The organism is Pseudomonas sp. 8(2025), from assembly GCF_052665325.1.
In genome coordinates this window covers 54,566-78,603 of the sequence record NZ_JBQOIE010000019.1, presented here as the reverse complement: position 1 = coordinate 78,603, position 24,038 = coordinate 54,566, and the positions used below count along the sequence as shown (strand labels likewise).

At 62.0% G+C, this 24,038-nt stretch carries 19 protein-coding genes; 9 read left to right on the top strand and 10 right to left on the bottom strand.

Annotated elements, in window-relative coordinates; translation table 11 throughout:
* Window positions 1-3 precede the first annotated feature (3 nt).
* On the top strand, window positions 4-1,347 hold the full coding sequence (flgE, locus tag ACUXVH_RS27705) for a flagellar hook protein FlgE (RefSeq protein WP_011062740.1): 1,344 nt from the start codon (window positions 4-6) through the stop codon (window positions 1,345-1,347).
* Window positions 1,348-1,611: 264 nt separating this feature from the next.
* Here the strand turns inward: flgE and ACUXVH_RS27700 are convergent, their stop codons facing one another.
* Window positions 1,612-4,503 (bottom strand): ribonucleoside-diphosphate reductase subunit alpha, encoded by a 2,892-nt coding sequence (locus ACUXVH_RS27700; RefSeq protein WP_015636664.1) that lies wholly within the window; start codon window positions 4,501-4,503, stop codon window positions 1,612-1,614.
* Window positions 4,504-5,289: 786 nt separating this feature from the next.
* Between ACUXVH_RS27700 and ACUXVH_RS27695 the strand changes: the two genes are divergently transcribed.
* A complete protein-coding gene (locus ACUXVH_RS27695) occupies window positions 5,290-6,012 on the top strand; it encodes a response regulator (RefSeq protein WP_011062738.1) in 723 nt (240 codons plus the stop codon).
* Window positions 6,009-7,619 (top strand): ATP-binding protein, encoded by a 1,611-nt coding sequence (locus ACUXVH_RS27690; protein WP_011062737.1) that lies wholly within the window; start codon window positions 6,009-6,011, stop codon window positions 7,617-7,619. Before ACUXVH_RS27695 ends, ACUXVH_RS27690 begins: the two co-directional genes overlap by 4 nt.
* A gap of 13 nt (window positions 7,620-7,632) precedes the next feature.
* On the opposite strand, the gene ACUXVH_RS27685 is transcribed toward ACUXVH_RS27690, so the two are convergent.
* Together ACUXVH_RS27685 and ACUXVH_RS27680 are read right to left on the bottom strand one after the other, a co-directional pair.
* Window positions 7,633-8,358, bottom strand: a complete 726-nt coding sequence (locus ACUXVH_RS27685; protein ID WP_065365410.1) for a 4'-phosphopantetheinyl transferase family protein — start codon at window positions 8,356-8,358, stop codon at window positions 7,633-7,635.
* Window positions 8,359-8,451: 93 nt separating this feature from the next.
* Window positions 8,452-9,243, bottom strand: coding sequence for a dienelactone hydrolase family protein (locus tag ACUXVH_RS27680; RefSeq protein ID WP_053159795.1), 792 nt, complete (start codon window positions 9,241-9,243; stop codon window positions 8,452-8,454).
* A gap of 145 nt (window positions 9,244-9,388) precedes the next feature.
* Here ACUXVH_RS27680 and ACUXVH_RS27675 point away from each other — a divergent pair, with 145 nt between their 5' ends.
* The 3 genes from ACUXVH_RS27675 to ACUXVH_RS27665 all read left to right on the top strand — a co-directional run bounded on the left by ACUXVH_RS27675 (window position 9,389) and on the right by ACUXVH_RS27665 (window position 12,131).
* Entirely contained in the window at window positions 9,389-9,991 is a 603-nt protein-coding gene (locus ACUXVH_RS27675) for an outer membrane beta-barrel protein (protein ID WP_011062734.1), read from the top strand.
* Between the two features lie 119 nt (window positions 9,992-10,110).
* On the top strand, window positions 10,111-10,788 hold the full coding sequence (locus tag ACUXVH_RS27670; RefSeq protein ID WP_011062733.1) for a response regulator: 678 nt from the start codon (window positions 10,111-10,113) through the stop codon (window positions 10,786-10,788).
* Window positions 10,785-12,131, top strand: a complete 1,347-nt coding sequence (locus ACUXVH_RS27665; protein WP_011062732.1) for an ATP-binding protein — start codon at window positions 10,785-10,787, stop codon at window positions 12,129-12,131. Before ACUXVH_RS27670 ends, ACUXVH_RS27665 begins: the two co-directional genes overlap by 4 nt.
* A gap of 4 nt (window positions 12,132-12,135) precedes the next feature.
* Here the strand turns inward: ACUXVH_RS27665 and ACUXVH_RS27660 are convergent, their stop codons facing one another.
* Window positions 12,136-13,134, bottom strand: a complete 999-nt coding sequence (locus tag ACUXVH_RS27660; RefSeq protein ID WP_065365411.1) for an AraC family transcriptional regulator — start codon at window positions 13,132-13,134, stop codon at window positions 12,136-12,138.
* Window positions 13,135-13,467: 333 nt separating this feature from the next.
* Between ACUXVH_RS27660 and ACUXVH_RS27655 the strand changes: the two genes are divergently transcribed.
* On the top strand, window positions 13,468-14,799 hold the full coding sequence (locus tag ACUXVH_RS27655) for a dicarboxylate/amino acid:cation symporter (protein ID WP_011062730.1): 1,332 nt from the start codon (window positions 13,468-13,470) through the stop codon (window positions 14,797-14,799).
* A gap of 147 nt (window positions 14,800-14,946) precedes the next feature.
* The gene (locus ACUXVH_RS27650; RefSeq protein ID WP_019094596.1) at window positions 14,947-16,128 is read left to right on the top strand and encodes a CaiB/BaiF CoA transferase family protein; all 1,182 of its coding nucleotides are present in this window, start codon (window positions 14,947-14,949) and stop codon (window positions 16,126-16,128) included.
* Between the two features lie 33 nt (window positions 16,129-16,161).
* Here ACUXVH_RS27650 and ACUXVH_RS27645 read toward each other — a convergent pair whose 3' ends face one another.
* Entirely contained in the window at window positions 16,162-16,656 is a 495-nt protein-coding gene (locus ACUXVH_RS27645) for a SprT family zinc-dependent metalloprotease (protein ID WP_011062728.1), read from the bottom strand.
* A gap of 151 nt (window positions 16,657-16,807) precedes the next feature.
* Window positions 16,808-17,410 carry a Yip1 family protein gene (locus ACUXVH_RS27640; RefSeq protein WP_011062727.1) on the bottom strand — a complete coding sequence of 201 codons (603 nt, stop codon included), beginning with the start codon at window positions 17,408-17,410 and terminating at the stop codon, window positions 16,808-16,810.
* A 291-nt stretch (window positions 17,411-17,701) separates the two neighbouring features.
* Between ACUXVH_RS27640 and ttcA the strand changes: the two genes are divergently transcribed.
* On the top strand, window positions 17,702-18,526 hold the full coding sequence (gene ttcA / locus ACUXVH_RS27635; protein ID WP_011062726.1) for a tRNA 2-thiocytidine(32) synthetase TtcA: 825 nt from the start codon (window positions 17,702-17,704) through the stop codon (window positions 18,524-18,526).
* Window positions 18,527-18,570: 44 nt separating this feature from the next.
* On the opposite strand, the gene ACUXVH_RS27630 is transcribed toward ttcA, so the two are convergent.
* The 4 genes from ACUXVH_RS27630 to ACUXVH_RS27615 all read right to left on the bottom strand — a co-directional run bounded on the left by ACUXVH_RS27630 (window position 18,571) and on the right by ACUXVH_RS27615 (window position 24,005).
* Complete coding sequence (locus ACUXVH_RS27630; RefSeq protein WP_065365412.1) at window positions 18,571-20,106, bottom strand: ArnT family glycosyltransferase; 1,536 nt, start codon at window positions 20,104-20,106, stop codon at window positions 18,571-18,573.
* A 113-nt stretch (window positions 20,107-20,219) separates the two neighbouring features.
* Window positions 20,220-21,971 (bottom strand): lipid IV(A) 4-amino-4-deoxy-L-arabinosyltransferase, encoded by a 1,752-nt coding sequence (arnT, locus tag ACUXVH_RS27625; protein ID WP_065365413.1) that lies wholly within the window; start codon window positions 21,969-21,971, stop codon window positions 20,220-20,222.
* A gap of 244 nt (window positions 21,972-22,215) precedes the next feature.
* The gene (locus tag ACUXVH_RS27620) at window positions 22,216-22,881 is read right to left on the bottom strand and encodes a lipopolysaccharide core heptose(II)-phosphate phosphatase PmrG (protein WP_065365414.1); all 666 of its coding nucleotides are present in this window, start codon (window positions 22,879-22,881) and stop codon (window positions 22,216-22,218) included.
* Between the two features lie 452 nt (window positions 22,882-23,333).
* Window positions 23,334-24,005 carry a DNA-3-methyladenine glycosylase I gene (locus ACUXVH_RS27615; RefSeq protein ID WP_011062722.1) on the bottom strand — a complete coding sequence of 224 codons (672 nt, stop codon included), beginning with the start codon at window positions 24,003-24,005 and terminating at the stop codon, window positions 23,334-23,336.
* Between the last annotated feature and the right edge of the window lie 33 nt (window positions 24,006-24,038).

Sequence of the window (24,038 nt, the reverse complement as noted above, 5' to 3'; positions counted from 1 at the left end):
AATATGTCTTTCAATATCGGCCTTAGCGGTCTCTACGCTGCCAACAAACAGCTGGACGTTACCGGCAACAACATCGCCAACGTCGCTACCACCGGCTTCAAATCCTCCCGTGCGGAATTCGCCGACGTCTATTCGGCCACCAAGCTGGGCAGCGGTACCCAGGTGATTGGTAACGGTGTGCGCCTGGCCAACGTTTCCCAGCAGTTCACCAACGGTGATATCAACAACACCGGTAATGTGCTGGACATGGGCATCCAGGGCCAGGGCTTCTTCGTGCTGAGCACCAACGGCTCCCTGACCTACACCCGCGCCGGTACCTTCAAGACCGACAAGGAAGGCTACATCACCAACAGTGACGGCACTGCCCGCCTGCAAGGTTATGCGGTCGATGCCAACGGCAAGATCATCAACGGTGTGCTGACCGACCTGCGGATCGATACTTCGAACCTGGCGCCAAAGCCAACCGACTCGATCTCCTCGACGATCAACCTGAACTCCGATTCGACGCCGATCGATGTGGGTGCGACCACTCCGGCCTATGTGTTCAATCCGACCGACAACACCACCTACACCAAGCAGTTCAGCACGCCTGTGTATGACACCCAGGGCAACAAGCACGTCATGGATCAGTACATGATCAAGACGCCGAACGCCAATGAGTGGCAAACCTACACGCTGATTGATGGTCGCAACCCGGACGGTACTGCATTCACCATGGCCAACCAGTCGCCGATCACCATGAAGTTCGACTCGTCGGGCAAGCTCAGCAGCATGACCCCGCCAGCTGCGCCTGGGACCACGCCGTATACCATTACCGGTAACAGCATTGTCATGTCGGCTGCGGCCTGGACCCCGGGTACCGTCACTAACGGCGTGTTCACTCCCAATGGCGCCAAGCCTGCACCTAACGGTGTCAGCATCGACATGACCAAAACCGGTTCGGTGTTTGGCGAAAGCACCCGCTCGGTGATCGCGCAGAACGGCTACTCCACTGGCCAGATCAGCAGCCTGACCATCGATGGCACCGGTGTGATGCTGGCCAACTTCAGCAACGAGCAGACCAAGCCGATCGGTCAGATCTCCCTGGCCAGCTTCACCAACGAGCAGGGCCTGCAGCCGGTAGGTGGCACTCAGTGGAAAGAGACCTACTCGTCCGGTATTCCTGGTTATGACGCACCGAAGACCGGCACCCTGGGAGCGATCCAGTCCAACTCCCTGGAAGAGTCCAACGTCAACCTGACCAACGAACTGGTAAACCTGATCAAGGCCCAGAGCAACTATCAGGCGAACGCCAAGACCATCTCCACCCAGAGCACCATCATGCAGACCATCATCCAGATGACCTGATGCTGGTTGGCTGAAACGCTTTACGAAAAGCCCCTCCTCGAGGGGCTTTTTTGTGCCTGTTCGATAGTGCTGTTCGCTCTGCAAGAACCGCTGCCGCAGGGGCTGGCTTGCCAGCGAAGGCGCTCTCGGTGCAGTGCAAGGCTTCGGGCCTCTTCGCTGGCAGGCAGGCTCCTGCAGCTTTGTTGCGGGCAAAAGAAAACCCCCGATAAACCGGAGGTCTATCGGGGGTTGGGGCAGGTGCCCGCAGGCACCTGTCGGCTCAGCTTATTGGCAAGCTTCGCAATCCGGCTCGTCGATGGCGCAAGCCTTAGGTACAGGAGCTGGACCGGCTGGAGCCGCGAGGACCGAGTCGTCACCGTGGTTGCCGCCGCTGGAAACAGCGTTCAGCTTGCCGGTGTTGATTGTGGACTTCTCGGTGCTGGTGGCGGCCAGGGCGCGGAGGTAGTAGGTGGTTTTCAGGCCACGGTACCAAGCCATGCGGTAGGTCACGTCCAGCTTCTTGCCCGAAGCGCCGGCGATGTACAGGTTCAGCGACTGAGCCTGGTCGATCCACTTCTGGCGACGGCTGGCGGCGTCGACGATCCACTTGGTTTCCACTTCGAAGGCAGTCGCGTAGAGCTCCTTGAGCTCCTGCGGGATGCGCTCGATCTGCTGTACCGAACCGTCGTAGTACTTCAGGTCGTTGATCATGACCGAGTCCCACAGACCGCGAGCCTTCAGGTCGCGAACCAGGTACGGGTTGATCACGGTGAATTCGCCCGACAGGTTGGATTTCACATAGAGGTTCTGATAGGTCGGTTCGATCGACTGCGACACGCCGGTGATGTTGGCGATGGTGGCGGTCGGTGCGATGGCCATGATGTTGGAGTTACGAATGCCTTTCTGTACACGGGCGCGAACCGGTGCCCAGTCCAGGGATTCGTTGAGGTCCACATCGATGTACTTCTGGCCACGGGCTTCGATCAGGATCTGTTGCGAATCCAGCGGCAGGATGCCCTTGGACCACAGCGAACCCTGGAAGGTCTCGTAGGCGCCGCGCTCGTCGGCCAGGTCGCAGGAAGCCTGGATTGCGTAGTAGCTGACCGCTTCCATGGACTTGTCGGCGAACTCGACGGCTGCATCGGAGCCGTAGGCGATGTGCTGCAGGTACAGCGCATCCTGGAAGCCCATGATGCCCAGGCCGACCGGACGGTGCTTGAAGTTGGAGTTCTTCGCTTGCGGCACCGAGTAGTAGTTGATGTCGATCACGTTGTCGAGCATGCGCACGGCAGTGTTCACGGTGCGTTGCAGCTTGGCGGTATCCAGCTTGCCGTCGACGATGTGGTTCGGCAGGTTGATCGAGCCCAGGTTGCAGACTGCGATCTCGTCCTTGTTGGTGTTCAGGGTGATCTCGGTGCACAGGTTCGAGCTGTGGACCACGCCCACGTGCTGCTGCGGGCTGCGCAGGTTGCACGGGTCCTTGAAGGTCAGCCATGGGTGGCCGGTCTCGAAGAGCATGGACAGCATCTTGCGCCACAGGTCTTTGGCCTGGACGGTCTTGAACAGCTTGATCTTGTTGTACTCGGTCAGGGCTTCGTAGTACTCGTAGCGCTCTTCGAAGGCCTTGCCGGTCAGGTCGTGCAGATCAGGCACTTCCGATGGCGAGAACAGGGTCCACTTGCCGTCGTCGAAGACGCGCTTCATGAACAGGTCGGGGATCCAGTTGGCGGTGTTCATGTCGTGGGTACGACGGCGGTCATCACCGGTGTTCTTGCGCAGCTCGATGAACTCTTCGATGTCCATGTGCCAGGTTTCCAGGTAGGCACAGACAGCGCCCTTGCGCTTGCCACCCTGGTTCACGGCTACCGCGGTGTCGTTGACCACTTTCAGGAAGGGCACGACGCCCTGGGACTTGCCGTTGGTGCCCTTGATGTAGGAGCCCAGTGCGCGTACCGGAGTCCAGTCGTTGCCCAGGCCGCCGGCGAATTTCGACAGCATGGCGTTGTCGTGGATGGCGCCGTAGATGCCCGACAGATCGTCCGGAACGGTGGTCAGGTAGCAGCTCGACAGCTGTGGACGCAGGGTGCCGGCGTTGAACAGGGTCGGGGTCGAAGCCATGTAGTCGAAGGACGACAACAGGTTGTAGAACTCGATGGCGCGGTCTTCACGCTGTTTCTCTTCGATTGCCAGGCCCATGGCCACGCGCATGAAGAAGATCTGTGGCAGTTCGAAACGCACGCCATCCTTGTGGATGAAGTAGCGGTCGTACAGGGTCTGCAGGCCCAGGTAGGTGAACTGCTGGTCGCGCTCGTGGTTGATCGCCTTGCCGAGTTTTTCCAGATCGAACTCGGCCAGTACCGGGTTCAGCAATTCGAACTCGATACCCTTGGCGACGTAGGCCGGCAGCGCCTTGGCGTACAGGTCGGCCATTTCGTGGTGGGTGGCGCTTTCGGCTACTTCGAGGAAGCCCAGGCCTTCGGCACGCAGGGTGTCCATCAGCAGGCGGGCAGTCACGAACGAGTAGTTCGGCTCGCGCTCGACCAGGGTGCGGGCAGTCATCACCAGGGCGGTGTTGACGTCTTTGAGTGCCACGCCGTCGTAGAGGTTCTTCAGGGTTTCGCGCTGGATCAGGTCGCCGTCGACTTCTTCCAGGCCTTCGCAGGCTTCGCTGACGATGGTGTTCAGGCGGCCCATGTCCAGGGGCGCGAAGCTGCCATCGGTGCGGGTGATGCGGATCGAAGGGTGGGCTTGTACCGGCTCTTCGCTGGTGGAGCGGGTAGCCCGTTCCTTGGCGCGGGAGTCACGGTAGATCACGTAGTCGCGGGCGACTTTCTGCTCGCCGGCGCGCATCAGGGCCAGTTCGACCTGGTCCTGGATCTCTTCGATGTGGATGGTGCCGCCCGAAGGCATGCGACGCTTGAAGGTTGCGGTGACCTGTTCGGTCAGGCGCGCCACGGTGTCGTGGATTCGCGACGAGGCAGCGGCGGTGCCGCCTTCAACTGCGAGGAACGCTTTGGTGATCGCGACGGTGATCTTGTCATCGGTATAAGGAACGACAGTGCCGTTACGCTTGATCACGCGCAATTGGCCAGGTGCGGTAGCAGACAGATCCTGAGTGGAATCGGCGGCCTGCGGCGCATTGGCCTGCGAGTTCTCGCGAGTTGTGTCGGTTTGCATGGGTGTCTCCACGTTCTCTATGTTTGTTTGGGCACCGTTTGGGTGCCCACCGTTCCGTCCTGAAGCACTACAGCCGGCAGAGGCCGGGCATAACGACTTCGGGACAGTTCAGGAAGGGGGCTATAGGCGCCGCTTCCATGCCGAAGTCATGGGTGCCGAGCCGGGGCTCGGCACCTTATTCCTGGTGGGTGACAGTCTTGTTGCTGCAACACCCGTACCGCTTTCTCCTGGACAGGGTGGAAAACGATGCCATCCGCACGCGCGGTCTTGGTCTTCTGAAACAGCGATTGGTTCCACCAAACGGGGCAAGAAAAGGGCTTGAGTTTCTTGGCTGAATTGTGTTTGGTTTTTTGCGCAAAACCCTAGATATAGGGATTTTTAGCCGCCGGGCTACAAGATAATGCGTTTGGGGGGCTGATTGCAACGTACTGCCTGTGGATAAGGTTGTGCGTAAATTGTGTATGGACTGGGTAAAACTCACGCAGCCCGCAGTCCCAGTGGATGGAACCGTTTGTCACTGTTTTTTACCGTCGAAAATTGCCTTGGGCGGATTTTTGCGGGCGCGAACCCTATCACAAAAAAACGCCCTGACCGAGTCGTTTTAGCCGCTTGTGTCGGCGCCTGTGCCGGTTGCTACAATCGGCAGCGATCGGCTGGGGTTTCCCGGCCTTTCCCATGGCAAACCAGCCACCTTTCCCAGAGCGTGTTATCCGCCTTTTTCATGACAGAAAGACGGGGGCTTTCCTGCTCAAGGTGGACTGGCAATAGAACAAGAAGAGGTCGTGCGTGGAACAGGAAGCCTGGCAGGTACTGATTGTCGAGGATGACCAGCGTCTGGCTGAGTTGACCCGTGAATATCTCGAAAGCAATGGCCTGCAGGTGGCGATCGAGGGCAACGGTGCCCGGGCCGCGGCCAGGATCATTGCCGAGCAGCCGGATCTGGTGATCCTCGACCTGATGCTGCCCGGTGAAGACGGCCTGAGCATCTGCCGCAAGGTTCGGGATCGTTATGACGGAGTGATCCTCATGCTCACCGCCCGTACCGATGACATGGACCAGATCATGGGCCTGGACCTGGGTGCCGACGACTATGTCTGCAAGCCGGTGCGCCCGCGGTTGCTGCTGGCGCGCATCCAGGCCCTGCTGCGCCGTAGCGAAGCGCCGGAGCCGGCGGTGGAGAAAACCCGCCGCCTGCAGTTCGGCCCGCTGGTGGTGGACAATGCCCTGCGCGAGGCCTGGCTGAGCGATGCCGGGATCGAATTGACCAGTGCCGAGTTCGACCTGCTGTGGCTGCTGGTGGCCAATGCCGGGCGGATCCTGTCCCGGGAAGAAATTTTCACCGCCCTGCGCGGCATCGGCTATGACGGCCAGGACCGCTCCATCGATGTGCGGATCTCGCGCATCCGCCCGAAGATCGGTGACGACCCGGAGCACCCGCGGCTGATCAAGACCATTCGCAGCAAGGGTTACCTGTTCGTCCCCGAAGCCGCCGCCGACATGCGCTCGTGAACTCGATCTTCCTGCGGATCTACGGCGGTATGTGCGCCGCGCTGATCCTCGTGGCGTTGCTTGGGGTCCTGGCCCTGCATCTGTTGAACCAGGTGCGCAGCGAGCAGTACCGCGAGCGGCTGGCCCACGGCACTTTTTCGCTGATGGCGGACAACCTGCAGCCGATGAGCGAGATCGAGCGTCGCCGGGCGCTGGCGGTGTGGGAGCGCTTGCTGGGCATTCCCCTGAGTCTCAAGACCTTCAGCCAGACCGACCTGGACAGTAGCCAGCGCGGTCGGGTGCTGCGCGGCCAGGCGCTGGTGGAGCAGACCGGCCCCTTCGCCGCCCGGGTCTATCGCCTGGTCAGCGAGAAGGAACAGCTGCTGCTCAGTGCCGAGGTCCAGCAGATCAGCGAGCAGTTGGCCCGGGCCACTATCTACCTGCTGGCGGATGAGCTGGTGCGTTATCCGGTGGCAGAGCAACCCCAGCGCCTGGCTGCACTCAAGGAAGCCAAGGGGTTTGGCTTCGATATGCAGTTGTCGACTCTGGACGCCGCCGACATGGACGAGGATCAGCGGCGCCGGGTGGCCGAGGGCGACACGGTGATGGCCCTGGGCAAGGGTGGCGATTCGATCCGGGTCTTCGCCGGCCTGGTGGGCACGCCCTGGGTGCTGGAGATCGGCCCGCTGTATCAGATGAATCCCTATCCGCCGCAATGGCTGGTGCTGATTGCCGTGCTGGGCCTGAGCCTGATCGGCCTGATCGTCTATCTATTGGTGCGCCAGCTGGAGCGGCGCCTCAGCGGCCTGGAGTCGGCGGCCACGCGGATCGCCAAGGGCAGCCTGGAAACCCGCGTGCCGGCCCGTGGCGCGGACTCGGTGGGGCGCCTGGCGGCGGCCTTCAATGGCATGGCCGAGCACTTGCAGCGCCTGCTGGCGATTCAGCGCGAGCTGGTACGTGCGGTGTCCCATGAGTTGCGCACACCCGTGGCGCGGCTGCGTTTCGGCCTGGAGATGATTGCTTCGGCGAGCACCGATCAGGCCCGGCAGAAGTACCTGGACGGCATGGACAACGACATTCAGGACCTCGACCGGCTGGTGGACGAAATGCTGACCTACGCCCGTCTGGAGCAGGGCTCGCCGGCCCTGAATTTCCAGCGTATCGACCTGGATGCGCTGATCAACCAGGTGATCAGCGAACTGGCGCCGTTGCGGGCCAATCTCAAGGTCCGGCGTGGCCTGTGCCTGTCTGCCGCCGAGTGTGACGGTGCGTGGGTCGAGGCCGAACCGCGCTACCTGCACCGGGCCTTGCAGAACCTGGTGGGCAACGCCATGCGTCATGCCGAGTCCCAGGTGACGGTCAGCTATCAGGTAGGGCAGTTGCGCTGCCGGGTGGATGTGGAAGATGACGGTCCCGGCGTACCGGAACATGCCTGGGAAAAGATCTTCACCCCATTCCTGCGCCTGGATGACAGCCGCACCCGGGCTTCCGGCGGGCATGGGCTGGGGCTGTCGATTGTGCGGCGGATCATCCATTGGCACGAGGGCCGCGCCCTGATCAGCAAGAGCAAGAACCTGGGCGGTGCCTGCTTCAGCCTGAGCTGGCCACGGCATCAGGAACCCCGCTGAGGGCGGCCCCGGTTCAGGCCTTGATGGCCACCAGGCTCAGCAGATGATCGTCTTGCACGGCGAACTGCCCTTGCAGTTCGCGGCCGTGCTGCCATTCCTCGGACAGATCGGTCAGCAGGCGCATCCGCACCGGCCCTTCGGCAGACCATTCCAGGACTTCGGCGTGTTCGAAATAGAAGCGTTTGTGCGCCAGCGGGTACAGGGCCTTGAACAGGCTTTCCTTGATCGAGAAGGTCAGGGTTACCGCCAGTGCATGCAGCTCGGCCGGCAACTGGTCGCGGCGCTGCAGTTCGGCCGGGGTCAGGATCTGCTCCGCCAGTTTGGCCGCACGTTCTGCACTGAGCAGGTGTTCCAGGTCCATTCCCAGGCCACGCCAGTGTTGCTTGTCGGCGACGATGGCCGCGGCGCGTCCGCTGCTGTGGGTGATCGAACCGCAGATGTGTTCGGGCCAGATCGGCGCTCGGTCATCGCCAATGGGCGGTACCCAGTCCAGTCGTTGCAGTTGCTGCAAGGCGGCTCGGGCACACAGGCGTCCAGCGAGAAATTCGGCCTGACGCTTGGCCACCGAACGCTGGATGCTCGGCGGTGCCTCAATGCCGCTGCGCTGAAAATCATCCGCGGCAAGTTGCCCGGGATCGAACCGGGTACTTAGCCAGAGGGCTTGGGGCAGGACGTTCGGCAGCGGCCAGGCAGCGTCCAGAGGGGTGCAGCAAGCGGGGAGGGGGGGGAGAGCATTCATGGCCGCTAGTGTGCCGGGTTGCTGCGTTTGAGGGTAGTCGGGTGAAGCGCAAAGGGCTGCCGCAGCGCACTGACGGCAACCCAGGTACGGCGGCTAGCCAAACAGTTTTTTGAAGAATGCCTGCATGTCGGCCCAGGAACGCTCATCGGCGGCCTTGTTGTAGCCGATGTCCGGCCCGCCGTGTTCGCCATGGCTCAGGCGGTCGGCATCGGGATTGCTGAAGCCATGCTTGGCTCCCTCCAGGCTGACGAAGCGGTAGTCGGCGCCGGCCTTGTCCATTTCCGCTTTGAAGGTGGTGACGTTGTCCGCCGTCACCATGCTGTCCTGGGCCCCATGTTCCACCAGGATCTTGGCCTTGACGCTGCCGGGGGTAGCCGGTGTGGCGGTGGCCAGGGCACCGTGGAAACTCACCACGCCGGCCAGGGGCAAGCCCTGGCGCGCGGCGTCCAGGACAATCTTGCCGCCAAAGCAGTAGCCGATGGCGGCGAGTTTCTGCGGATCGGTCTGCGGTTGCTGTCTCAACAGCTCAAGGCCGGCGTTGAAACGTGCACTGGCAGCGGCACTGTCCTTCAGCGCGGCCTGCATGAAGGCCATGGCGTCCGCCGGGTGTTCGGTGTGCTTGCCCTGGCCGTACATGTCGATGGCCAGGGCACTGTAGCCAAGGGCGGCAAGGTCCCGGGCCCGGCGCTTGGCGTAGTCGTTGAGGCCCCACCATTCATGCACCACCACGATGCCCGGGCGCGGGCCCTGTAGGGCGTCGTCGTAGGCGTAGTAGCCGATCAACTGAGTGCCGTCGGTGCTGCGATAGGGAATTTCCTGAGTCTTGATGGCGGCCTGGCTGAGGCTGCCGAGGGTTAACAGGACCAATGCGACGAGCATGCGCATGAGGGGAACTCCGGTTGAAAAGGTGTCAGCACAGCCTAGTCGATCTGGTTCAGGCGAGGTTAAGGGTGTGTTCAGGGGGAGTTCAGGGCGGGCTGTTTACTCTAGCCCCGTACCCAAAAAGCCAATAGCGCAAAGGAAACTTCCTATGACTTCATTGAAAAAACTGTTCCTGGCCTTTACCGTCTTCGGCGCCAGCGCCGCCGCTCAAGCTGCTGACAGCAACTTCGTTGGGTTGTCCTTCGGCCAGACCAGCGACAAGATCAACAAGTCCAGCCAGCTCAACAGCAACCTGGGCCATCCGAACGCCGATGGCGTGATCGGCAAGGACAACACCTGGGGTGTACGCGCCGGTCAACAGAATGACCAGGGTCGCTACTACGCTACCTACGATTATGTGTCTGGCTCCCACAACGGCATTAAACTGCGCCAGCAGAATCTGCTGGGCAGCTACGATATGTTCCTGCCGGTGACCAGCAGCACCAAACTCTTTGGCGGCGGTACGGCCGGCCTGACCAAGCTGACTCAGGAGTCTCCGGGCTTCAGCCGTGACAGCGACATTGGTTACGCGGTGGGCGTACAGGCCGGCGTCCTGCAACAGGTTTCACAGAACACCTCGGTGGAGCTCGGCTACCGTTACCTGCGCAGCAATGCCGGGACCGAGATGAGCGAGCGCGGTGGCAGCAAGCAGGGTTCGCTGAGCCTTACCAGCAGCGCCCAGACCTACCTGTCGGCCAACTACGCTTTCTGATAAGCGGCCTGGCCTGGACCGCGCCGGATCGTGCCTTGGGCACGGTCCGGCGTTGGCGCATTAATCATCAGGGCGCAGGGGCGCCCCTGGAGATGTCGAATTTTGCCTGGGAGAGCGTTATGAAGTTGCTGGTCGTCGAAGATGAGGCGCTGTTGCGTCATCATTTGCAAACCCGCCTCACCGACAGCGGTCATGTCGTCGAGTCCGTGGCCAACGCCGAGGAGGCGCTGTATCAGACCGAGCAGTTCAACCACGATCTGGCGGTGATCGACCTGGGCCTGCCCGGCATGGGCGGGCTGGACCTGATCCGCCAGTTGCGCAACCGTGGCAAGACGTTCCCGATCCTCATCCTCACGGCCCGTGGCAACTGGCAGGACAAGGTCGAGGGCCTGGCGGCCGGTGCGGACGACTATGTGGTCAAGCCATTCCAGTTCGAAGAGCTGGATGCGCGCCTGAATGCGCTGCTGCGGCGCTCCAGTGGCTTCACCCAGTCCACCATCATTGCCGGGCCGCTGCTGCTGGACCTGAACCGCAAGCAGGCCTCCCTGGATGAGCAGCCCCTGGCCCTGACGGCCTATGAGTACCGGATTCTCGAATACCTGATGCGTCATCATCAGCAAGTGGTGGCCAAGGACCGGCTCATGGAGCAGTTGTACCCGGACGACGACGAGCGCGATCCGAATGTCATCGAAGTGCTGGTGGGCCGCTTGCGGCGCAAGCTTGAGGGGCCGTCGGGCTTCAAGCCGATCGATACGGTGCGTGGCCTGGGCTACCTGTTCAACGAGCGTTGCCGATGATTCGATCGCTGCGCCTGCGCCTGATGCTGGCCGCCACGACCCTGGCGGTGCTGTTCATGCTGGCCCTGCTGCCAGCCATGCAGGGGGCGTTCAGCCTGGCGTTGCAGGACTCTATCGAGCAGCGCCTGGCTTCCGATGTCACCACCCTGATCAGTGCGGCGCGGATCGAGAACAACCGCCTGCAGATGCCGGCGCAATTGCCCGACGAGCGCTTCAACCTCGCCGACAGCCGCCTGCTGGGCTACATCTACGATCGTGAAGGGCACCTGGTCTGGCGCTCGCGGGCGACCCAGGAAGAGAACATCAACTACCGGCCGCGGTACGACGGGCGTGGCAATGAGTTCGCCAGGATCCGCGAAGCCAACGGCCAGGAGTTCTTTGTCTACGACGTCGAGATCAAGCTGCTGGGGGGCAAGAGCGCGGCCTTCAGTATCGTCGCGCTGCAGCCGGTGCGTGAGTACCAGCAAACCCTGGAAGGCGTTCGGGAAAACCTCTACCTGGGGTTCGGCGCGGCCTTGCTGGTGCTCCTGGCACTGCTCTGGCTCGGCCTGACCTGGGGTTTGCAAGCCTTGCGACGCTTGAGCCAGGAGCTGGACCAGATCGAAAGCGGCACCCGCCAGAGCCTTAGTGAGGAGCACCCGCGCGAGCTGTTGCGCCTGACGGGCTCGTTGAACCGCCTGCTGCAAAGCGAGCGTGAGCAGCGCAGCCGCTATCGTGACTCCCTGGATGACCTGGCCCACAGCCTGAAAACCCCGTTGACGGTGTTGCAGGGCGTGAGCGAGGACATGGCGCAACGGCCCCAGGATCGTGAGCAGGCCTGGGTGCTGCAGGCGCAGATCGAGCGCATGAGCCAGCAGATCAGTTACCAGTTGCAGCGCGCCAGCCTGCGCAAGAGCGGCCTGGTGCGCCACCAGGTGCGGCTGCGGCCGGTGCTGCAAAGCCTCTGCGACACCCTGGACAAGGTCTATCGCGACAAGCAGGTACGGGTGTCCTTCGACTTGCCGGAACGCTGCTACCTGCCGATCGAGCACGGCGCTTTGCTGGAGTTGCTCGGCAACCTGTTGGAGAACGCTTATCGCCTGTGCCTGAGCTCAGTGCGCATCAGCGTGCGTGAGACCCTGGAAGGCTCCGAGTTGTGTGTGGAAGACGACGGCCCCGGCGTGCCACCCGATCAGCGGGCGCGGATTCTGCAGCGCGGTGAGCGCCTGGATCGCCAGCACCCGGGGCAGGGCATCGGCCTGGCGGTGGTCAAGGACATCATCGAGAGCTACGGCGCGCAACTGACCCTGGGGGATTCGGCCCTGGGGGGGGCGGCCTTCCGGATTCACTTTCCGGCCCTGTAGGGGGCTACTGTTCCCGGGCGCGGTAGGCGCCCGGGGTCAGGCCGGTCCATTTCTTGAACGCCCGGTGAAAGGCCGAGGGCTCGGAAAAACCCAGTTGTTCGGCGATCTGTTGCAATGACAGGTCGGCCCGGCCGAGGTGGTAGATGGCAATGTCGCGGCGCAGCTCATCCTTCAGCTCCTGAAAGCTCGAACCTTCTTCGCGTAGATGCCGGCGCAGGGTCTGCGGGCTGACGTGCAGGTGCTGGGCGACGCTTTCCAGGTCGGGCCAGTGCTCGCGGTCGCGACTGAGCAGGCGGCGCAGCTGGCTGCTGAGGCTGTCGCCTTCATCCGGGCGCGACAACAGGTCGGCGGGAGAGCGTTCGAGAAAGTGCTTGAGGGTGCGTTCGTCCTGCAGCAGTGGCATGCCCAGGTAGCGACTGTGGAACAGCAGGCTGCTGCGCTCCTGGGTGAATTGCAGCGGGCAAGGGAAAAGCAGGTCGTATTCCGCGCCGTGATCGGGCTTGGGGTAGCTGAAGCAGGCCTGCTCCAGGCGGATGCGCTGGCCGATCAACCAACTGCCGAGGCGATGCCAGATCACCAGCAGGCTCTCGCTGAGAAAGTGCTCGGGATCCCATAGCTCGGAATCATCCAGGCTCAGCCGGGCCATTTCTCCTTCACGCGTCAGACTCAGACGCGGGGCTTCCGGAAACAGGCTATAAAATAATAAGCCGCGATTGAGTGCTTTTTCCAAGGTACGGCAGTGGATCAGCGCGTGGCACATCATGGCGAAGGTCCCGCGCTTGCTGGGGCCATGGCCGAACCCGAGGTACTCGTCATCCAGCTCCAGCCACAGTTGCTGCAACAGACGGGTGAATTGCTCGGGGGCGATACGGGCCTTGGGTTGGTTCAGCAGTTCGGGGGTGATGCCCAACTGATGCAGCAGGGGCGCGTAGTCATAGCCTTGCCGGCGTGCTCCGCCCAGGGCGGCACGGGCAAAGTGGCTGGCGATGGTGCGTTCGCGCATGCAGGCAGGTCCGTCCATTGAGTGGCGGATCTTAGCCAGCCCCCAGGAAGGGAACAAGGCGGATATCCGCCAAATTGTAGGACGAGAGAGGGTGAGTGGGCGGAAATCCGCCAGCTTCAGCCTGCGCAACGGATGCAAGGATCAGCCCGCACCCCTGATGTCTAAAGGCCTGCAAGGCTTTTTCACAAGGTGGCACGGGCTTTGCGATAGAGCCGGAAGATCTGCCAGCACGCAGCTCGACACAACAAATCCCTCCAGCGCAGGAGGGTTCGCACTTTAGGCACCGCATGCATCGACGGAAAGTGCATGCCGGGGCTCTTGAGGAAACTTGCAATGACGACTCGTCAGCCACTGTACAAATCCCTGTATTTCCAGGTGATCGTTGCCATCGCCATCGGCATCCTGCTCGGCCACTTCTACCCTCAGACCGGTGTGGCTCTCAAGCCCCTGGGTGACGGCTTCATCAAACTGATCAAGATGGTCATCGCTCCGATCATTTTCTGTACCGTGGTGAGTGGTATCGCCGGCATGCAGAACATGAAGTCGGTGGGCAAGACCGGCGGCTATGCGCTGCTGTACTTCGAAATCGTCTCCACCATCGCCCTGCTGATCGGCCTGATCGTGGTCAACGTGGTGCAGCCGGGGGCCGGCATGCACATCGACGCTTCGACCCTGGACGCCTCGAAAGTTGCAGCCTACGTGACTGCCGGTAATGACCAGAGCATCGTCGGCTTCATCCTCAACATCATCCCGGCCACCATCGTCGGCGCCTTCGCCAATGGCGATATCCTGCAGGTGCTGATGTTCTCCGTGGTGTTCGGTTTCGCCCTGCATCGCCTGGGCGCCTACGGCAAGCCGGTGCTGGATTTCATCGACCGTTTCGCCCATGTGATGTTCAACATCATCAACATGATCATGAAGCTCGCGCCCCTGGGTGCGCTGGGCGCCATGGCGTTCACCATTGGTGCCTACGGTGTGGGTTCCCTGGTGCAACTGGGTCAACTGATGATCTGCTTCTACATCACCTGCGTGGTGTTCGTGCTGGTGGTCCTGGGGGCAATCTGTCGCGCCCACGGCTTCAGCGTGATCAAGCTGATCCGCTACATCCGTGAAGAACTGCTGATCGTGCTGGGGACTTCCTCCTCGGAATCGGCCCTGCCGCGCATGCTGATCAAGATGGAACGCCTGGGCGCCAAGAAGTCGGTGGTCGGCCTAGTGATCCCTACCGGTTATTCGTTCAACCTCGACGGTACTTCGATCTACCTGACCATGGCTGCGGTGTTCATCGCCCAGGCCACTGATACCCACATGGACATCACTCACCAGATCACCCTGCTGCTGGTGCTGCTGCTGTCTTCCAAAGGCGCTGCCGGTGTGACGGGCAGTGGCTTCATCGTCCTGGCCGCGACCCTGTCGGCCGTGGGTCACCTGCCGGTGGCCGGCCTGGCGCTGATCCTGGGTATCGACCGCTTCATGTCCGAAGCTCGCGCCCTGACCAACCTGGTGGGCAACGCCGTGGCTACCGTAGTGGTTGCCAAGTGGGTCAAGGAGCTGGACGAAGACAAGCTGCAATCCGAGCTGGCTTCCGGTGGCCGGCCGATTACCGACACCCGTGAAACCGATGACCTGGGTGTGGCCGAAGGCCCGGCACCGAGCATCAAGTAAGCCTTGAGCTAGATAAGGAACCCGCTTCGGCGGGTTTTTTATTGGCTGGCGATTGAGCGCAACGGTCAGCCCGGCTGACTGTTGCGGTGATTGTTGCGGGCGTCGCGGCTGCCTACTCTGTGGGCTGCCGATCAAGAGGAGAGGGCTATGCAAGGGCCGTTGGCGTCACTCAAGGTACTGGATTTCTCCACCCTGCTGCCGGGGCCCTTCGCCTCGTTGCTGCTGGCGGACATGGGCGCCGAGGTCCTGCGCATCGAGTCGCCGACCCGCATGGATCTGTTGCGGGTGTTGCCGCCCCACGATGCCGGGGTTTCCGCCAGCCACGCTTATCTCAACCGCAACAAGCGCAGCCTGGCCCTGGACCTCAAGCGTCCCGAAGCGCTGGAGGTGGTGCGGCAACTGGTGCAGGACTACGACATTGTTCTCGAACAGTTCCGCCCGGGCGTGATGGAGCGCCTGGGGCTGGGTTACCAGGCCTTGAAGGCGATCAACCCGCGGCTGATCTACGTCTCCATTACCGGCTATGGCCAGACCGGCCCCTACCGGGACCGCGCCGGGCATGACATCAACTACCTGGCCCTGGCCGGGCTGGCCAGCCAGACCGGCCGCCGCGATCAGGGACCATTACCCCTGGGCATCCAGGCCGCGGATATCGCGGGGGGCTCGCTGCATGGGGTGATCGGCCTGTTGGCGGCGGTGATCGCGCGCCAGCACAGCGGCCAGGGACAGTACCTGGACGTGAGCATGACCGACTGCGTGTTCAGCCTGAACGCCATGGCCGGTGCCGGCTACCTGGCCTGTGGGGTCGAGCCCGGAATGGAGCAGCAGGTGCTCAATGGTGGCAGCTTTTATGACTACTACCGCAGCCGAGACGGGCGCTGGCTGTCGGTGGGCAGTCTGGAACCGGTGTTCATGCAGCAGTTGTGTCAGGCCCTGGGCCGCCCGGAACTGGCGGCCCAGGGGCTGTCTCCCTTGCCCGAACAGCAACAGGCACTGAAGCAGGCCTTGCAGGTCGAATTCGAGAAACACGATTTCGCCGAGTTGTGCCAGCTGTTCGCTGGTTTCGATGCCTGCGTCGAGCCGGTGCTGAGCCTGGGCGAGGCCCTGGAACATCCGCAGTTGCAGGCCAGGCAACTGGTCAGCCAGGTGCCCCGTGAAGACGGCAGCCGGCAGGCGCAGATGGCCTGCCCGTTGAAGTTTTCCGAGGGGCTGCCAGAGCCGCGGCATATTGGCGCCAGGTTGGGGGCGCATTCCGATCAGGTGCTGGAGGAACTGGGCTACAGCGCCGAGCGCATCGAGGCACTGCGGCGCGAGCGGGTCATCGCGTAGCTGCGGGTTTGCCGAGGCAGTGTTTTAAAACTGTCACTCGACCCTGGTTTCCCCGCTGTAGACCAGGGTTTGCCGACAACGCCGGCACAGATAGCGACGCCCCTGGGCCACCAGTTTGTGGCGTTGGGCGGAGAACGGGAAATCGCTCTCGGCGCAGGGGCAGCGGTAGATATAGCGGGTCACGCTACGACGCTTGACGTCGTAGGTATGACAACGATTGGGCGGCAGTTCGTACACCCCGCGCATGATCAGTTGCCACTCTTCACCGTGGGGCTGGATACGTTCGCCAAACAGTTGGTGGGCGATCAGGTGTGCCACTTCGTGGGCCACGGTCTGCTTGAGGAAGTCCTCGGTGTTTTCCCGGTACAGCTGCGGGTTGAAGCGCAGCAGGTTCTCGTGCAAATGGGCGACACCGGCTTTCTGGCCACGCAACTTGAGGCTGACCACCGGGCGTTTGAAAGGACGTTTGAAAAAGGATTCAGCGAGTTGGAAACAATCTTCGACGCGGGTATTGAGTTGCTCGGGCATGCTTAACGGCTCTCCAGAGGGAGTGAGTATGCCGCAAACAGGGGGGATTCCGAATCGCCCAGGCGCCGAATGGTCATCCACCCCGCGCCCATAAGAAGGCCGCCTTGCGGCGGCCTGTGCTGGCAGACAGAGGATTATTATTGGTGCGGCGTCAGTTGGTGTACACGGGGCCGACGCCCAGGCCCCAGACAATCACGGTGAAGGCCATGATCGCGACCAGTACCACCAGGCCTACTGCCAGCACCGAGCTGGAAAACAGGAACCCCTCGTCCGACGGGATATTCATGAAGGTCGGCAGCCCGACATACAGCAGGTAGACCGTGTAGCAGATGGCGGCAGTGCCGACGATCATGCCCAGCCACATGTGCGGGTACAGCGCCGCCAGGCCACCGACGAACAGCGGTGTGGCGGTGTAGGTGGCAAAGGCCACGCAGCGTGCCAGGCTCGGGCTGGCGTCATAGGTCCGGGCCATCCAGTGGATGAACGCGCCCATCACCGCCACGCCGCCGAGCATGGCCAGGTACGACATGATGGTCATCCACAGGGCGCTTTCCATGGTCAGCATCACCGGCGCGCGATTGCCGATGACCCAGCCGACCTGGGTGGTGCCGATAAAAGCCGAAATGGCGGGGATTGCCGCGAGGATCAGCGTATGGGTGAGGTACATGTGGCTGATGCTTTCCTCGGCATCGCCACGGATGTCTCGCCATTCCTGATCGGGGTGGGTGAAGAGTCCTACGACATGATGAATCATGGTCAGTCACTCCTTTATTGTTGCCATCGCCCCCCAACGGAGCGCTTACAGCCAAGTGGCACAGTCAGTATAGGTCTATATGTGCATGCGACCTTATGTCGCAGTATAGGGAGGAGTTTTCCGCAGATGTGCGCACCTTTAGAGCAAATTGCGCTGTAAACCCCCGGGCTAATCGCTGCTGCATCTGTCATTGCAGCCCCGGCACCGCTGCTCTGCGGCGCTTTCACGGGGCTGGGGTTTTTGCGTAAAATGTCCGGCTTTTCGTCACATACCTCGCGGATTTCAAGAGCCATGGGCACTCTTACGGTCAACCAGAACAAACTGCAGAAACGTCTTCGCCGCCAGGCGGGCGAGGCGGTCGCCGATTTCAACATGATCGAAGAGGGCGACAAGGTCATGGTCTGCCTGTCCGGCGGCAAGGACAGCTACACCATGCTCGACGTGCTGCTGCACCTGCAGAAGGTGGCGCCGATCAAGTTCGAGATCGTCGCGGTGAACATGGACCAGAAACAGCCAGGCTTTCCCGAGCACGTGCTGCCGGCCTACCTCAAGGAGCTGGGGATCGAGTACCACATTGTCGAGAAGGACACCTATTCGGTGGTCAAGGAGCTGATCCCGGAAGGCAAGACCACCTGCTCGCTGTGCTCGCGCCTGCGTCGCGGCACCCTGTACACCTTCGCCGACGAAATAGGCGCCACCAAGATGGCCTTGGGTCACCACCGCGACGATATCGTCGAGACCTTCTTCCTCAACATGTTCTACAACGGCTCGCTCAAGGCCATGCCGCCCAAGCTGCTGGCCGATGACGGGCGCAACGTGGTAATCCGCCCGCTGGCCTACTGCAGCGAGAAGGATATCCAGGCCTATTCCGACCTCAAGCAGTTCCCGATCATCCCGTGCAACCTCTGCGGTTCCCAGGAGAACCTGCAACGCCAGGTGGTCAAGGAGATGCTTCAGGAATGGGAGCGCAAGACTCCAGGGCGTACCGAAAGCATCTTCCGCGGCCTGCAGAACGTGATCCCCTCGCAACTGGCGGACCGCAATCTGTTCGACTTCACCAGCCTGCGCATCGACGACAGCGCCACGCCGCGTTTCGTCAATGTGGTGAACCTCTGATCCGATCCTGGTGAATCCGTGCTGCGCTTGCGCAGCCCAGTCATTCAGCTCCCCGGCATGCGGGGAATGAAGGCCACGCTGCCTTGCGCCGGTTTCTTGGCCAGGCGCTCACCGTTGGTCGGGGTGGTGCGGACCAGTTGATGATCCTCGCCCAGATACCCCAGCATCAGCGGCTCATCGTGCTTCTGCTGGACGAAGATCAGGGTGCGCTGTGGGTCCCAGTGCTGGCCACTGGTCTTGTCCAGCCAGGCCATGAAGTCCGCGCTGCTGCCGTTACGCGGGAAATCCGCGGTTTCTGCCACGTAGTAGAAGGGCGCGCCCTGGTTCTGCAGGTACATCGGCAGTTTGTTATCGATTTCCACCATGACCATCCGCCATTGATTCCAGGGAGCGATCCGGCTCGCGGCGGCCCGGGTATCGGCGCTGAACTGCATCACCCCCCCGCCGCTGTTGCTCCAGGGGTAGGCAACCCCCAGCACCAGCAGCATGACCAGGGCCGCGCAGGAGAAGCCGATGGGCCAGCCACGGGAAAGGGGTTTGCCGGCGGCCTGGCGTAGCTGCAGCCGACGGTTGAGCCACCAGGCACCGAGCAACTGAGCGAAGGGCACCAGGGGCAGAACGTAATAGCTGCGCCGGCTGCCACTGGCGGTGAAGAACAGGAACAGCAGCCCGAGGGCCCACACCAGCCAGCGTTCATTGGGTTGCAACTGGCGCCAGTGCCGGGCCGCCAGCCATAGGCCGAGGATCCAGCAGGGCGCCCAGGGCAAGGTATAGGCCGGCAGGTAGATCAGGTAGGTGTAGATCGGCCCGACATGGTCGAAGGGGTTGAAGAAACGCACCACATTCTCGCGAAACACCAGGCTCAGGCCGCTTTCCCCGTAGCTGGGAGCGCCGTACAGGTGCGAGAGAACGAAGGGCACCATGTAGAACAGCGCGGCGATGCTCAAGGCCAGCAACAGGCGCAGGTTCAGGTGGCGTTTCCAGCGCCCCTGGCTCAGCAGGTGTGGCAACAGGATCAGCCCCGGCAGGACGAAGCCGATCAGCCCCTTGAGCAGCGAGGTCGCCGCCAGTATCAGGAAGAACACCGTATAGCGGCCCAGGCGGGTATCTTCCGGGCCGCGCCAGTACCACCACACTGCAGCCAATACGCCACAGACGGTCAGGATGTCGGCCGTGGCCACCCGCGCCCAGAAGGCGAAATAGAAGGTAGTGGCCAGCATCCAGCCGGCGATCAGCCCAGTGCCTTTGTGGAACAGCCGCTCGCCGATCAGGTAAACCAGCCAGATGCTCAGCCATGCGGCGATCACCGAGGACAGGCGCAGTGACCAGTGCCCCAGGCCCCCCATCAGCCAGGCGCTGGCGGTAATCAGCCAATAGGAGGGCAGGGGCTTGTCGTAGTAGGGAGCGCCCTTGAGGTAAGGGTCGAAATAGTCGCCACTCTGCAACATCTGCAAGGCGATGTTGGCCCAGCGGGTCTCCGGCCCCCAGAGTTCACGGGAGCCCAGGCTCAGCAGCAGGATCAATGCAGACACGCCGAGCAGCAGGGCCAGGGCCCCGCGTTCGCTGCGAAACAGATTCATAGATGGATTTCCAGAGCGGCGGTGGGAAAAGTCGCAGCCATCCAGGGCATCGAAGCGTGAAGAAAAGCCAGCGCCAACCGTGGTCGGCGCTGTCGTTACAAGGGTACCCAGGGTCAGGGTTGGCTTTGTGGCAGGATCAGGACCAGCATATTGCCTTCCTCATAGCGCTTGCCTCCGGGCGGCAGCAGCGCCACTTCCTCGCTTTCCACCACGTCCTTGACCCGCATCACCACACCCACCGAACCCTGTTTGCGGGCCTCGCTGACCCACTGCCCGACCTCGGCCATGCTTACCTTGCGCTGCGCCGAATCAGCATAAGCCAGGCCATATTTCAATTCGCCCTCGGTGTTGTACAGCGTCACCTCCGGGCGTTGCAGGCGCCAGGCCAGGGCCGAGGCGGCGCCCAGGTCATTGCTCAGCAGCGTCTTGGTCTGCCTGAGCTCCTCGATATGTTCCTTGATGAACTGGTCCGGCATCTGGTTATGCACGATGAACCCCGGCATGCCCGCCGGCAGCAGGGCCACCAGCAACCAGATGCCCAGGGCCGGGGCCGCCCAGTACTGCAGCGGCCGGGCGGCCGGCAGCAGGTTGGCGATGATCCAGCCCATCAGCATGATGAACACCAGGGACAGGCCGAGCATCTCGTTGTGGCCGTAGACCGGCCGGGTGAGCTGGATGTACAGCAGCGCCACCATGGCCGCCACGCCGATCAGCAGGTTGAGCAGGCTGTTGATGCGGATGCTCCGGCCCTGGCTGGCGTTGATACGGTCGATCAGGGCGCTGCCCATGAGCACGGCCAGCGGCAGCAGGCACGGCATGATGTAGGTTGGCAGCTTGCCGCGGCTCAGGCTGAAGAACGCCAGGGGCAGCAGGAACCACAGCAGCAGGAAACCGGTCGGGGCCTGACGCTTGTCTTTCCAGGCTTGCATGAATGTGCCCGGCAACAGGGCTGCCCAGGGCAGGCTGGAGGCCACCAGCAGCGGCAGGTAGAACCACCAGGGGCGGGTATGTTGGGCGTTGTCGGCGGCGAAGCGGCGAATGTGCTCGTGCCAGAAGAAGAAGCGCCAGAAGTCGGGCTCGTGGGCGTGAATGCTCAGTACCCAGGGCAGGCTGATGCCGATCGCTACCAGCACGGCCACCAGCCCGTAGCGCAGCAGTTCGCCCAGACGGCGTTGCCAGATCATGTAGGGCAGGGCGATGAGTACGGGCAACAGCCAGGCCAGGAAACCCTTGGTCATGAAGCCCATGCCACAGGCGACGCCCAGCCCGGCCCATGCCAGCAGGCGTTCGCGAGTGCTCCGGCCGTCCAGGGCGAACCACAGGGCTACCAGGCTCAGGTTGACCCACAAGGTGAACTGCGGATCAAGGTTGGAGTACCCAGCTTGCCCGGCAATCAGGCCGAAGCTCATATAAAGCAGGGCGGCGGCGAAGCTCTTGCGCGGGTCGTTCCACATGCGGCGGGTGATCAGGTAGGCCAGCAGTACGCTCAGGCCGGTGCTCAGGGCCGAGGCAATGCGCACGCCGAACAGGTTGTCGCCAAAGACCGCCTGGCCGATGGCGATCAACCAATAGCCGGCGATGGGCTTCTCGAAGTAGCGGATGCCCATGAAGTGTGGCGCCACCCAGTCGCCACTGAGCAGCATTTCCTGGCTGATCTGGGCGTAGCGGGTCTCGTCGGGAATCCACAGGCCGTGGCTGGTCAGAGGTAGCAGGTAGAACAGGCCGAAGGCCACGAGCAACAGAGGAAGTGCCCAGCGCTGGAGAGTGCTGGTTGTACTTGCGCCGAGGGTAAAGCCGGACGGCGGGGCGCTTGTTCCATAAGCGGGAGGCGGCGAAGTGCGGTGCATTTGTATCCTCGAAGTCATTGGCCGATAGCGATTTCGTTATTTGCTGGGGGTTGCTGACAAAGCGTCAATTTTGTGGAACTGCTGGCTTTCCCAAGTTCGCGAAGTTTCAGCGGGCAGCATTCATTTGTTTGAGAAGTTTTTTCATAAATGCGGCTGTCCGTTTCTTATTAGTACAGAAACTTGTTAAGTCAATTAATTAGCCGGCAAGTGTGTCGCTTCCCCTAATAAAGTCTGTTGGCATGTTGTTAAAAATAGTTACAAGTTACTCAAGGGGTTGATCAAGTACGTGCTTCCAGCTGCCCGCATCCAGGGTTCCCAGTACTTGCATGTGGCCTTGCGGATCCAGGGTGATAAACAGCGAGCTGGTGTATTCGCTGGCCAGGGCGTGCGGGTAGCCCAGCTGGCGTTCCAGGCTGCTGATGCAGTCGCTGTGGGTTATCAGGATCAGATTGCGCTTGAGTGATTTGTGCGCCTTGATCGTCTGCTGGAAATGCTCGTCACAGGTGGCCAGCCAGTCCTGGGTCTGCGCCGCACCGTTGAACATGAATTCCGTCGTTTGCCGGGTACGGGTTGCGGGGCTGCTGATGACATCGGTGGCGGCCATGCCCAGGGTGCGAAAGGCTCGTCCCAGGTCGCTGGCGCTGTGGCTTCCGAGCTGGGTAATGCCATCGGCGGGCCCCAGGCATGGGTTGGCGGAGCGGTCACAACGCTCGGCATGGCGGACCAGGACTATCACTTCGCCCCCTTGCCAGTGACGGTAGATGTTGGCCTGCTGCATCTGGTTGCCGACCCCCAGGTCGCGAGGCGTGACGGGCCACAGGACAAAGCCGCTGACCAGGATTGCCAGGGCCGCCGCACAGACGCCGCCGACGATTCGCCAGGTTCGGGGGGGCTTGTTGCCAGTGCCGGATTCAGCGGTGTTGAGCACGTGGTGTACCTGAGTAGGTTTTTGCCGAGTGTTGGTTGTTCGGGTTGGAACTGGTGCGCTGAAGACGAACGACATGCAGCCACTGGAGCCCGCACTGCAACTGGGGCCAATTTAGGTCGGACCAGGTGGGCGAAGAGTGAAAGCAATGTGAAAAAAACGAATGGGCGACGGCAGTTCTTTTAAAGCCGGACAGCCTTTGTTCAGGTTGTTGGCCCGAACGCTGCTTTGTTATCCGGTTATGCACGTCAGATGGCTTCGGGAGGTTATTCCCGGAGTTTCGTTTTTATCGTTGAGGCAAGTGCGAGGCGAACTTTAGCCGATAAAAAACAGCGGATGAAAAATCCTCGCGTTTAGTTCAGCTTATTGTCAGCTTGGGCTGGAGGACGGGCATGAGAAGGGAGGTTTTCCTGCCCGTTGTTTCGGGCAGGAAGTGATGCCGGGGAGCGGGCGGCTCAGTGATTGACGGTGTAGGCCAGCATTGCCGACAGCTGGCACAGTGGCCGGCCGCTCTCCTGCTGCCATTGGTTGAATACTTCCTGCACCAGGGCCTGGTCGCGTTTGCTGCTGGGCACCTTGTCGATGATGTTCTGGGCATTGAGGGCCGCGACCACGTCCCAGGTGGGGATAAAGGTGTCCTTGCCCACCATGCGCAGGAAGCGCGGGGCAGACAGCCCGCCCATCTGGTTGCCATGTTTGGCCAGGTACTGCCAGAGCCCGGTGATGTCCTGCACCGGCCAGTCGGCGATGAAGGCGCCAAAGCTGCCGTGCTGCTTTTGCACATCGAGGATCATCTGCGCGTTGCGCGGCACGCTCTTGAGCTTGCCCAAGTGGCGGATGATCCGCGTGTCCTGCATCAGCCGCTCCAGGTGCTCGGCGCCCATCAGCACCACCTTGTCCGGATCGAAGCCGAAAAACACCTGCTCGAACGCCGGCCATTTGGCGTCCACCAGGCTGTGTTTGAGCCCGGCGCGGAAAACCCGCAGGGCCAGGGTCGAGAGGTAGCGGTCGGCGCTCAATGCGCGCAGGTAGTCGTCGCTGGCCGGGGTGGGCAACTGGGCTTCCAGGGCCGCAGCGGAACCGAAGCGGTTGAGACAGTATTCATTCAGCCATTTGTAATCGTGCATGCCTGCTCCGGGACGGTCGGGAGGGTCGGAAAG